At 62.3% G+C, this 11,506-nt stretch carries 9 protein-coding genes; 7 read left to right on the top strand and 2 right to left on the bottom strand.

The features are described 5' to 3' along the window. Positions 1-116: 116 nt before the first annotated feature. Positions 117-3,215 (bottom strand): TonB-dependent receptor, encoded by a 3,099-nt coding sequence (locus QMX78_RS08695; protein WP_282268476.1) that lies wholly within the window; start codon positions 3,213-3,215, stop codon positions 117-119. A 253-nt stretch (positions 3,216-3,468) separates the two neighbouring features. Next, complete coding sequence (locus tag QMX78_RS08700; RefSeq protein WP_282268477.1) at positions 3,469-3,885, bottom strand: YciI family protein; 417 nt, start codon at positions 3,883-3,885, stop codon at positions 3,469-3,471. A 164-nt stretch (positions 3,886-4,049) separates the two neighbouring features. Here QMX78_RS08700 and QMX78_RS08705 point away from each other — a divergent pair, with 164 nt between their 5' ends. The 7 genes from QMX78_RS08705 to QMX78_RS08735 all read left to right on the top strand — a co-directional run bounded on the left by QMX78_RS08705 (position 4,050) and on the right by QMX78_RS08735 (position 11,358). After that, on the top strand, positions 4,050-4,481 hold the full coding sequence (locus tag QMX78_RS08705; protein ID WP_282268478.1) for a YciI family protein: 432 nt from the start codon (positions 4,050-4,052) through the stop codon (positions 4,479-4,481). Between the two features lie 29 nt (positions 4,482-4,510). Further along, positions 4,511-4,948 (top strand): VOC family protein, encoded by a 438-nt coding sequence (locus tag QMX78_RS08710; protein WP_282268479.1) that lies wholly within the window; start codon positions 4,511-4,513, stop codon positions 4,946-4,948. Continuing rightward, on the top strand, positions 4,945-5,358 hold the full coding sequence (locus tag QMX78_RS08715; protein WP_282268490.1) for a VOC family protein: 414 nt from the start codon (positions 4,945-4,947) through the stop codon (positions 5,356-5,358). Before QMX78_RS08710 ends, QMX78_RS08715 begins: the two co-directional genes overlap by 4 nt. A 13-nt stretch (positions 5,359-5,371) precedes the next feature. After that, positions 5,372-5,728: a DUF1428 domain-containing protein gene (locus tag QMX78_RS08720; protein WP_282268480.1), complete on the top strand. Its 357-nt coding sequence runs from the start codon at positions 5,372-5,374 to the stop codon at positions 5,726-5,728. A 221-nt stretch (positions 5,729-5,949) separates the two neighbouring features. Beyond that, a complete protein-coding gene (locus QMX78_RS08725; RefSeq protein ID WP_282268481.1) occupies positions 5,950-7,200 on the top strand; it encodes an RNA polymerase sigma factor in 1,251 nt (416 codons plus the stop codon). 65 nt (positions 7,201-7,265) lie between these two features. Then, the gene (locus QMX78_RS08730) at positions 7,266-8,915 is read left to right on the top strand and encodes a M28 family metallopeptidase (protein ID WP_282268483.1); all 1,650 of its coding nucleotides are present in this window, start codon (positions 7,266-7,268) and stop codon (positions 8,913-8,915) included. 469 nt (positions 8,916-9,384) lie between these two features. Beyond that, positions 9,385-11,358, top strand: coding sequence for a hypothetical protein (locus QMX78_RS08735; RefSeq protein ID WP_282268485.1), 1,974 nt, complete (start codon positions 9,385-9,387; stop codon positions 11,356-11,358). The last annotated feature ends 148 nt before the right edge of the window (positions 11,359-11,506 follow it).

Genomic DNA, 11,506 nt, shown 5'->3' on the forward strand with positions numbered 1-11,506 from the left:
ATTCTTCAAAGGCAGGAGGCCTGAATTGCACGAATGCAATCGATTGCCGGACTTCTGTTTGATAAAAAAGAAGCCCGGCTAGATGCCGGGCTTCTTCCTTTTCTGTCCGTTACGACTTAGTAGTCGTATCGGATGCTGAAGCGCATGCTGCGCGGTGCGGAATAGCTGATCACGCGGCCGGTCAGCTGGTAGGGAACGCCGATGCCACCGTTTTCGCCGTACTCAACGATGTTCTGCGCCACTCTGCGGTTCAATACATTGAAGATATCAAAGCTGAACTGCAGCTTGTTGCCTGCCACAAAGCTGGGAGCGTAGTTGACGCCAACGTCCATGCGGGTAGTCCAAGGCATGGTGCCTCGGGACCCACGCGGGGACGCTTCGCCATTGCAGAACCAATAGTACGGGCCGTTGTACAGCACGTTCTCGGTTGCGAAATCATCGTTCGCGTTCACACCGTTATAAATGCCGGTGCAGTTCTTCGGTCGTCCTGAGTACGCTACGAATGTGCCAGAGAAGCGCCATTCATCGTTCAGCTGGTAGTAGCCGAATGCCTTGAACTGGTGGCGGCGATCATTCGGAAGATTGCCGTAACCGCCTTCCGTCTGTTCCACGTGATCCCACGACTGAGTCTGAGCAGCCTGCGCGACGTCCTGACCAATATCGGAATTGGTCATGCCCTCGCCGTTGCCATAGTTGTGAGACCAGGTGTAGTCCAGCTTGTAGTACCAGTCATCAGCAAACGGATGTTCGATGAACAGGTCAACCGAATGATACTTGCGCACCATCTTCGGGAAACCGCCATTGAACTTGGCGTTATGCGGATTGCCTGCGTCGTCATAAAGCACCCAGGTGTTGGTTACACCAGGGTTGCCCATACGGCAGCCGCTGGTGTTGTTCGTCCAGAGACGAGCAGCCTCGGTGTCCATTCCGTCGAAGTCGACATCGCCGGCTTTGTTTCCAGCCGAATCGAAGACATTGTCATACCCGTTAGCTACGCCCCAAGCAATTGCACCACGGGGATCGCAGATGTCGTCGATCATGCTTCCGAGTTCACGGTAGACATAGCGCATTCCGCCGAACAGCTTGTTGCTGATCTGCTTCTCAAAGCCGAGTACGAGTTCGTCCTGGAAATACGGCTTCAAATCGCTTGCTGCCACCGCATTGGGATTCGGTGACTGACCATACTCGGAGTTGGAGGAATACGGACCATTGGGACTGATCAAGCTGGTGTTCAGTGGCAAGCCAGTGTTTGGATCAATGCCGGTATATGAGAAGTACTCGTTGGTAAAGGTCGAACCCGAGGCGCCGCGCTGAGCAACGGTGTTGGGCACGGTTAGGTGATACCGGCCGACGTTACCAAAGACCTTCAGGCTGGAATCGCCGAACACGTCCCACGTGACACCTATACGGGGTGCCCACTGGTCCTTTCCGTCGAGGTAGGCAATGCCATCACCGTTGAAGTTGGTGAAGTTCTCATTGCGCACACCCAGCGAGAGCAGAACCTTGTCAGAAACCTGCCAACGATCTTCCAGGTAATAGGCGTACTGTTCGGTCTTGAATTGGCCACCGTTGTTGTAGACGACCTTTGAAACATACCGGCCATTGGCTGGGATGATCATGCCGCCACCGCCCTGCAAGGCCGTATCGGCCGCGCCGTAGCCGTAATTCCAGTAATAACCAGCGTTACCTGCGGTCACGGTGCCTTCGCGTGACTCGGAGTTCTGTTCGTCATAACCGAAGCGCAGGGAATGGTCACCCACTGTCCAGATCAAGTCGAGGCGGCCACCATCAGTCTCATCGAATGCATCTGGATAGGCCAACTGGGTCAGTGAGCCGAAGCTGAGAGCGTTGCCGCCTGCAAACGGAGTGCCGCGCACTGGAACGATCCCTGCATCGTATCCCCACGGCGTACGGGTGTGTTCCTGTTTCTGCTTGCCGTAGAGCGCGGTCAGCGTCAGGTTCTCTGTGAGGTACCCGGTGTACTTGCCGATGTACAGTTCACCGCCATCCTTGTAGTCACCGCCGCCCATCCTGACCTTACCGCGTTGGAAAGGAGCGTTTGACTCCCCGGTCGCAGCATTGTTGGAGTTTGCGACGGCCTGCGTGTAAGCGTAAGGGTAAAGGTATTCAGTGCGCTTGGAGACATCGGATACAGCCGTCAGTTCGAGGGTCTGGTTGTCCGTAATGTTCCAGTCAATCTTGGCGAGCCATCGTGGCACGTCGTACTCAAATTCACCATAGTTGGTGGTGGAGCCAGCACGTGCACCGTACGTTTCGACACTGCGGTCCTGGAACTCGCCGCTGGCGTAGAAGAACAGTCGGTCCTTGACGATTGGACCACTGACGTAGGCGCCGTAGCTGACCGACTCGTCCTTGTAATCATGCAGGTTCTGATAGAGCTGGCCGTCCAGCGCCAGCCCGACCTTGGGTACATAGATGTTGCGCCGATGGTCTGCGTTCGGGTTCCAGATTGCTTGGCCACCGAAACGCCAATCGTTGCTGCCGCGCTTGGTCACCATGTTGATCACGCCACCGGTGGCGCGGCCGAACTCTGCGCCGTAGCCCGAAGTCAGGACCTGCATCTGATCAAGACCATTGAATGGCAGGGTGGTTGAGCCCAGGCCTGTGAGCGGATTGGTGACCGCGTAGCCATTGATGTAATAGGCGTTTTCCGTGACCGAAGCACCGCCGAAGGATGCGACACCGTTGTACCGAGAATCGCCAGCCACAACGCCTGGTGCCAACAGCGCAACTGCATTGATCGAGCGCCCGATGGGCATCTTCTCGATCTGTTCGGAGGTGAAAACCGAGCGGATGTCGGTCGAACTCACGTCGATCGAGGGGCTATTGCTTCCCGTCACGGTTATCGAATCGAGGGTGGTTGCATCACCACCTGATGCGCCGAACGAAACCTGGCTAGCGCTGCCCAGGTTGACGGCAACATCATCGCGCGTGGCGATGGTTCTGCCATCTTTTTTCAACTCGACTTTGTAGCTTCCGAGTGCCAGCGACGGTGCTTGATAGCGGCCATTGGCATCTGCGGTGACAGTGCGCGATTGGCCAGTACCGGAGTTGTAGATGACGATGGTGGTGCCCGGCTCGGCGTTGCCGAAGATGGAACCGGTAGCGTTGGACTGAGCGTGTGCCGCACCTGCGATGCAAAGACTGAGCGCTGTGCAGAGCACTGCGCGCTTCAACGTCATGTGGTTGGTCATACCTTCTCTCTCAGGAATGTTAGTCGCCGGTGCTGCTACTGGATCGAGCTAAACACCAGGTGAACGAACTTTAGCGGCGAAAAGGCTGAAAATTAACAAATGGTGAACATTTTTTTTTAAAATTTTTTTAATGTTCTTTGTTTTCAATGGCTTGTAGGTTTGCACTGTTAGGACTTTTTTCGTCAAACAGTAACCTTTGTTATCAAAATGCGATGAGATTGGTACGGGCATGGGGCTTGTGGGGAGAGCTTCGCTAAGTGACGTAGCCCGGCTCCACAGAATGGTCCTTCATCCCACAGCAGTGGAGCCGTACCTTTTCCTGCTCCAGGTCATCCACCGCCCGCACCTCGATGCTGCCGTACGCCGCCCACGGGAATTGCCGCGCGATGCGCATGGCCTCATCGGCGTCTGCCGCTTCGATCAGGTTGAAGCCGGCCAGGATTTCGCGGGTCTCCGCGAAGGGGCCATCGATGATCCGTGACTGGCCCTGGCGGCTGCGCAGGGTCTGAGCGGTGGTTGGTGGCTGCAGGCGTTGTGACATCAACAGAGTGCCCTGCGCCTGCAGGGCATCGGCATGTTGCAGGCAGCCACGCATCAGCGCGTCGTAGTCGTCGGCAGGCACGCTCTGCAGCAGTTGCGGGTCGATGTAGATCAACAGCATGAACTTCATGGTCCAGCCTCAGGCGCAGGGGTTGCACATGATGTCGCATCGCTTCTGCTGCGTTGCCGCATGAATTCATTCATAAAAAGATGGCGGGACCTTGTCGAGGTTGCCAGCCGTGCTTCGTCGTACCTGATGTGTAGCGGGCATGCCGCCTGCAACGGAGCACGGCGATGAAAGTGATGGTGCTGGTGAAAGCGACCCCCGAGACCGAGGCCGGCGTGATGCCTACGGAGGCGGAGATCGCCGCGATGGGAGCCTTCAATGAGGAGCTGGTGAAGGCCGGAATCATGCTGGCTGGCGAGGGCTTGAAGCCCACGTCACAGGCCGCGCGGGTGCGTTTCGCCGCCGAGGGCCGCAGCGTGATCGACGGTCCGTTCGCTGAAACCCGCGAGCTCGTTGCCGGCTTCTGGCTGTGGCAGGTGCGCTCGCTGGACGAGGCGGTGGAGTGGCTCAAGCGTGCCCCGTTCACCCCGGCTAACGGCAGTGCGGTGGAAGTGGAGATCCGCCCGTTCTTCGAAGCTGAAGATTTCGGCGCCGCCTTCACCCCGGAATTGCAGGCACAGGAGCAGCGTTTACGCGAGCAGATCGAGCGCAACAACTGAACCCAACCCCGAGCAGCAGGAGCAGGACGATGAAATTGATTCCGTTTTTGGGCTTCAACGGCCAGACCCACGAGGCGATGGCGTTTTACGCCAAGGCGCTGGGCGGCACGGTGGTGTCGGAGATGAAGTACGGCGACATGCCGCCGAGTCCGGACATGGATGCGGAAGGTTGCGGCGGTTTCATGCCGCAACCGGAGCAGATCGCGCATTGCCAGGTCGAAGCCGGCGGCGCGACGCTGATGGCTGCTGATGGTCCGCAAGGTGATGGTGGCAGTGCCACCACCATCAATGTCGACGTCGACAGCATCGAGGAAGCCGAGCGTGTGTTCGCGGCCCTGGCCGAAGGTGGGCAGGTGCAGATGGCCTTGGCCGAAACCTTCTGGGCGCACCGCTGGGGCATGTTGCTGGACCGCTACGGCAAGCCGTGGATGGTCAACTGCATGAAGCCGATGCCGGCGGAGGGCTGAGCATGGGCAACCCGCAGATGATCTTCGTCAATCTTCCGGTGCGTGACCTGCAAGCCTCCAGGGCTTTCTTCGGCGCACTGGGTTACAGCTTCAACCCGCAGTTCAGCGATGACAACGCGGCCTGCATGGTGATCAGCGACAGCATCTTCGTGATGCTGCTGGTGGAGCCGTACTTCCAGACCTTCACCAGCAAACCGCTGGGTGATGCGCGCAAGCAGACCGAGGTGATCACCTGCTTGTCGGCGGTCAGTCGGCCAGCGGTGGATGAGCTGGTGGACAAGGCCCTGGCCGCCGGCGGCAGCGAACCGATGCCGGCGCGTGATTACGGCTTCATGTACCAGCGCGGCTTCGCCGATCTCGACGGCCACCTGTGGGAAATCGCCCATATGGATGGCGAGCCGGGCCAATAACCAGGAGACGATCATGGCTTACGTGGATGGATATGTGTTGCCGGTACCCAGCGCGAAGATCGATGACTACAAGCGCATCGCGCGCAAGGCCGGCAAAGTGTGGAAGGAGCACGGCGCTTTGGCCTATGTCGAGGCGGTGGCCGAGGACGTGAAGCCGGGCAAGCGCACCTCGTTTCCGCAGGCGGTGAAGCTGAAGGAAGACGAGGTGGTGGTGTTCGCCTACGTGGTGTTCCGCTCGCGCGCGCACCGCGACAAGGTCAATGCCAAGGCGATGGCCGATCCACGATTGGCCGGCATGGGGCCGAAGGACATGCCGTTTGATGGAAAGCGGATGTTCTGGGGCGGGTTCAAGCCGTTCGTGCAGTTGTGAGTTTCTGCTCCCTCCCTTGCGCGTAGCCAAAGGGAGGCTCTGCTCCCTCCCTTGCGCCGCAGGCGGAGGGGAGGGTTGGGGAGGGGTTGGTTTTTGTTTTGCGCCCCGGTGAAGGACGTTTCCCTGATCGTATGCATCACCAGCTTCGCGGCTGACGCCGCCCCTGCAACACCGCACTCCGCACTTGCGGCAGTCGAACCGCGATGCTCTGATCGCGCCCTATGAACGATCCACAACTGCAACGACTGCTCGACACGCTTTGGCGCATGGAGTCACCACGTCTGGTAGCGCGCCTGGCGCGCATGCTCGGCGATCTCGACAGCGCTGAAGAACTGGCGCAGGACGCGTTGGTCGCGGCATTGGAGCATTGGCCCAAACAGGGTATTCCCGACAACCCCGCCGCCTGGTTGATGGCCACCGCGCAGCGGCGGGCCATCGATCGGCTGCGGCAACGGCGCCTGCATGCGCAGCGGCAGGCGCAGATCATCGACGAACAGCAGGACTACAGCATGGGCGCGGACCAGTCCGACCATCTGGACGACATCGGTGATGACCTGCTGCGGCTGGTGTTTGTCGCCTGTCATCCCGAACTGCCTGCCGATGCGCGGGTCGCGATGACCCTGCGCCTGCTGTGCGGCTTGAGCACCACCGAGATCGCCCGTGCTTACCTGGTTCCCGAGCCCACCATCGCCCAGCGCATCGTCCGCGCCAAGCGCCTGCTGGCCGAGCGCAAGGTGGCGTTCGAAGTGCCGCGCTTGCAGGAGTTGGCGCCACGCCTGCAGTCGGTGCTGGACGTGGTCTATCTGGTGTTCAACGAGGGTTACGCGGCCAGCAGCGGTGAGGACTGGATGCGGCCGGCGCTCTGCGAAGAGGCGCTGCGGCTGTGCCGGGTGCTGGCCGGGTTGATGCCCAACACGGTACCCGTGCTCGGCCTGCTGGCCTTGATGGAGCTGCAGGCCTCGCGCCTGCGTGCACGAACCGCCGCTGATGGTTCGGCGGTATTGCTGCTGGAGCAGGATCGCAGCCGTTGGGATTGGCTGCAGATCGCGCGCGGGCAAGCAGCGTTGGATCAGGCAACGAAACTGGGCGGTGCCGATGACGCCTGTGTATTGCAGGCTGGCATCGCCGCCTGTCATGCACGCGCAAGGCTGGCCGAGCAGACCGATTGGCAGACCATCGCTGTGCTGTACGCGCGCTTGGCGGAGGTGATGCCCTCACCCGTGGTTGAGCTCAACCGGGTGGTGGCGGTGGCGCAGGCCCACGGTGCGGCACCGGCCTGGGCGTTGCTGCAGGCGCTGGTCGATGATCCGCAGCTGCAAGGCTACGCGCCGTTGCAGGCTGTGCGCGGCGACCTGCTGGCGCGGCTGGGGCGTGCCGAAGAAGCACGCCAGGCGTTCGAACAGGCCGCGGCGCTGAGCAGCAATGCGCGCGAGCGCGAGGCATTGCTGAGCCGTGCGGCAACCCTGCAATAAGACACTGCACACGGGCGAGCTGGGCTGGCTACACTCCGGGGGTTGCCTTACCACTGGAGTACAGCGTGAAACGAGTCGTAATCAGCCTGTTGGCGATGTCGGTATCCACGGCCCTGATGGCTGCCCCGCCCAAGTTTGATGGTGCCCGCATCTCGGCCGACGTCCGCGAACTGGCCTCCGACGCCTATGAGGGCCGGTCCCCGGCCACCGCGGGCGAGGAAAAGACCATCGCCTTCCTGAGCAAGCAGTTCGCTGCTGCCGGCATGCAGCCGGGCGGTGACCTGCAGGACGGCAAGCGCCTGTGGACCCAGGCGGTGCCGCTGTTGAAGGGCGACATCGTCGGCAAACCGGTGCTGTCGCTTAGCAGCCAGGGCAAGCCGCAGACGCTGACCCAAGGCCAGGAGATCGCCGTACGCGCGGCCATGAACGGCGCCAGCGCAGTGGATATCAGCAATGCACCGCTGGTGTTCCTCGGCTATGGCGTCAAGGCGCCGGAGCGCAACTGGGATGACTTCAAGGGCGTGGACCTGAAGGGCAAGATCGCCGTGGTGCTGATCAACGACCCGGATTTCGAGACCGGTGCCGGTGACTTCGACGGCAAGGGCATGACCTATTACGGCCGCTGGACCTACAAGTACGAAGAGGGCGCGCGCCAGGGCGCCGCCGGCGTGCTGATCGTCCACGAAACCGCACCCGCCTCCTATGGCTGGGCGACGGTGGCCGGCTCCAATACCAACACCATGTTCGACGTGGTCCGGCAGAACCCGGCCGAGGCGCACCCGGCGCTGGAAGGCTGGATCCAGCGTGATCTGGCGGTGGATCTGTTCAAGCGCGCCGGGCTGGATTTCGAAACGCTGAAGAGGCAGGCGCAGTCGCGCGACTTCCAGCCGGTGGAGCTGAAGGGTGAAACCTTCTCGGCCAGCTACCAGGTCAAGAACGAAGTCATCACCTCGCACAACGTGGTCGCGCGCCTGGAAGGCAGCACTTACCCTGATGAAACCGTCATCTACTCCGGGCACTGGGATCACATCGGCGTCGGCGAGCCGGATGCACGCGGCGACCGCATCTTCAACGGCGCGATGGACAACGCTTCCGGTACCGCCGCACTGGTCGAGCTGGCGCGTGGTTTCGCCACCCAGCCCAGGCCGCAGCGCTCGGTGCTGTTCCTGGCCGTGACAGCGGAAGAAAAGGGCCTGCTGGGGTCGGAGTACTACGCCAGCAACCCGCTGTATCCGCTGGCCAAGACCGTTGCCGTGATCAACATGGACGGCATGTCGCCGTACAGTCCGTCGCGTGACTTCGGCATCTACGGTACCGCCAAGGTCGAACTGCTGGACCAGCTCAAGGACGTGGCCAAGGGCTGGGACATCCGCTACACCCCGGACACCAAGCCGGAAGCCGGCCTGTTCTTCCGCTCCGATCATTTCCCGTTCGCCAAGCGCGGCGTGCCGGCCTTGTCGTATGGCGCGGGGCAGGACTGGATCGACGGTGGCGTCGCCGCCGGCAAGAAGGCCTCCGACGAGTACACCGCCAAGCGCTACCACCAGCAGGGCGACGAATGGCAGGCCGACTGGACCTTTGCGGGTGCAGCGCGTGACCTGGAAGTGCTGTACACCCTGGGCGAGAAGCTGGCCAACTCGCGTGACTGGCCGAACTGGAGCCAGGAAGAGAGCTTCCGCGCGACGCGTGATGCGAGTGCGGCAGAGCGCAAGTAAGGTTTGAAGGCTTTGAAACCCCTCTCCCGCTTGCGGGAGAGGGGTTGGGGTGAGGGCAGCTTTTGCTTTAGAGCGCAGCGATCCTGCGCTTGAGGCTTTACCGTTGAAGCCCCTGCCGAGCATGGCTCGGCACTACAGGCTTCTCTCCCTCCGGGAGGGGGGGGGGAGGGCAGCTTCTGCTTTAGAGCGCAGCGATCCTGCGCTTGAGGCTTTACCGGTAAAGCCCCTGCCGAGCATGGCTCGGCACTACAGGCCTCCCTCCCTCCGGGAGAGGGGTTGGGGTGAGGGCAGCTTCTGCTTTAGAGCGCAGCGATCCTGTGCTTGAGGCTTTACCGGTGAAGCCCCTGCCGAGCATGGCTCGGCACTACAGGCCCCTCTCCCTCCGGGAGAGGGGTTGGGGTGAGGGCAGGGGACCCATAAATACATACAGCCCCCAAGAATCCGGTCACCGCACCATCAAGGAAGATCCATGACAAACACCAGCGCCTGCGGCGCGATCCTGTGCCTGGTTGGCATCACCTCCTCGTTGTGGGCCTCTGCCGCGCCTTTACCGGCAAACTGGCAGATGTTGCCGACCGCGCAGCAGGCGCCAGAGAAAGGCCTGCCGTCAGCCCTGCAGGCACCCTTGCTGGCCAAGCAGCAACGCCCGTTGGACACGGTGGAACTGCTGGTGGCGTTGCCGTTCGAGCAGGTGCTGCCGGTGGTTCAGGCCAGCCTGGCACCGCTGGGCAAATTCAATGCGCCGGTACAGCGCACCCGCGTGGCCTACATGGATCACGGCTGGGGCAATGTGCTGATCGCGCGCCGACCGGAATTGAAGGCCGAGTTCATCCGTCGCTACCGCATGCCGGCATTGCGTACGGCGGTGGAGCAGGGCGCCCTGCTGGCCGAGGAACTGCCGCTACGCGAGCAGCGCCTGCAGCGCGACCCAACGGTCGATGCAATGAGCGACAAACTGGCCGAACTGCAGGGCAGCTTCGCCAGCTGGCAGGCCAGCGCCGAACAGAAACACGGTGTACTCGGCCGCGCCAAAAGCACAATCGAAGTGCGGGTGATGCAGGTCGACGAAGCACTGGGCAAACCGGCTACGGTCATCACCCTGAGCCGTACCGACGACTGGCCAAATCCGAACGGCGGCATCGTCGACCAGCTGCGCGAGTTCAACGTGATGGGCGGGGGACCCTCACCACGTCTGAGCCGCCGTCGCGTGCCGGAGGCGCTTTTCAATCCGGTCTACGATGCCGTGCGCAAGCTGCCCGGTGCAGCCCTGCAGATCGGCGTCGGCGCCCGTGATTGGCAGCTGCCGGCGCAGGCAGATATTCGCATCGTCGAACCGACCTTGACGGCGCCGGGCGGCAACAAGGACGCGACCGCAGCGCAACGCCTGCTGCCCTTCGGCAGTGGCGACTACTACGACATGCGGCCGCTGGCCGACGGCAGCGTACTCCTGCTCAGCAGCTATCCCGAGGCCTTGTGGCGCTGGGCGCCGGGTATGGGCGAGAAGCCGCAGCGTCTGTGGCAAGCCAGCGCGGATGCCGGCCGCGCTGGCCTGAGCGTGGACCCGCAGGGCCGCACTGCCTGGCTGGCGGTACAGCAGCAGATCGTGGAGTACAGCCTGGACCAGCAACGTGCGCTGGCGCATCCGCTGCGCTGGGCAGCCGGTGTGCGTCAGCCGATCAGCGGCGGTTGGAAGTGGACGCATGACACGCAGGGCCGGCCGGTGCCGTACGACCATGCCCTGGACGGCGGTGGTGCAATTCGCGATGTGCTGCGCGTGCTTGAGCCGCAGACGACGCCATCGGCTGATGGTGAGCCGTGGATCTATGCGCAGCGTTTCGATGCGCCACGGCAAGGCGTGGTTGGTGGCTATCCGGGCAACTCGCTGGTCAAGCCAGTGCGCTGGGACGGACCGGGTCAGGGCTTCTGGATCGAGGACCCGGCAGGCTTGACCGAACTGGACGGCACGACCGGACGGGTCAGTCGCGTGCTGAGCTTGCCGCGGCGCTTTGGTAAGGTCGATGGCAATGACGACACCGGCATGGCGCAGTGGGTGCCAGCGCCGCTGGGCTCGGCCAAGGGCGGTTGGGTTGCGGTTGGCTTCGTGCTGATGGAAGGCAACCGCCGCGATCCGGGCATGCATGTGGTGGATTTGGCCAGCGGCAAGCTGCGCTATTCGTTGGCGCTGCCGGGGTTGAACGCATTGAACGCGGCAACGGCCTCGGCCGATGGGCGCCTGTTGGCCTTGGGCGGCAACGATGGCGGCACCCCGGTGCTGGCGGTGTGGAATCTTGAGTCGGGGCAGTCGCTGTCATTGAATGCCAGCGGCTCCACCTGCTGGGACCTGCGCCAGCTGCACTGGGCGCCGCAGGGGGACGCGCTGATCGGCCTGTGTGGCGATGGCGTTGCGCGGTGGGCGCTGCCAGCAGAGTGGAGATCCAAGTAGTGCCGAGCCATGCTCGGTAGGGGCCTTCCCGGCAGTGCCCAGGTAGTGCCGAGCCATGCTCGGTAGGGCCCTTCCCGGTAGTGCCCAGGTAGTGCCGAGCCATGCTCGGCAGGGGCCTTCCCGGTAAAGGCCCCTTGCCGAGCATGGC

This window comes from Stenotrophomonas sp. PS02298 (assembly GCF_029959445.1).
Taxonomy (GTDB): domain Bacteria; phylum Pseudomonadota; class Gammaproteobacteria; order Xanthomonadales; family Xanthomonadaceae; genus Stenotrophomonas.

What these genes read in the sequence shown, in the direction of transcription:
- QMX78_RS08720 (WP_282268480.1), top strand. Translation starts at nt 5,372, where the DNA reads ATGGCTTACGTGGATGGATATGTGTTGCCGGTACCCAGCGCGAAGATC.
- QMX78_RS08700 (WP_282268477.1), bottom strand. Translation starts at nt 3,885, where the DNA reads ATGAAGTTCATGCTGTTGATCTACATCGACCCGCAACTGCTGCAGAGC.
- QMX78_RS08710 (WP_282268479.1), top strand. Translation starts at nt 4,511, where the DNA reads ATGAAATTGATTCCGTTTTTGGGCTTCAACGGCCAGACCCACGAGGCG.
- QMX78_RS08695 (WP_282268476.1), bottom strand. Translation starts at nt 3,215, where the DNA reads ATGACCAACCACATGACGTTGAAGCGCGCAGTGCTCTGCACAGCGCTC.
- QMX78_RS08705 (WP_282268478.1), top strand. Translation starts at nt 4,050, where the DNA reads ATGAAAGTGATGGTGCTGGTGAAAGCGACCCCCGAGACCGAGGCCGGC.
- QMX78_RS08725 (WP_282268481.1), top strand. Translation starts at nt 5,950, where the DNA reads ATGAACGATCCACAACTGCAACGACTGCTCGACACGCTTTGGCGCATG.
- QMX78_RS08735 (WP_282268485.1), top strand. Translation starts at nt 9,385, where the DNA reads ATGACAAACACCAGCGCCTGCGGCGCGATCCTGTGCCTGGTTGGCATC.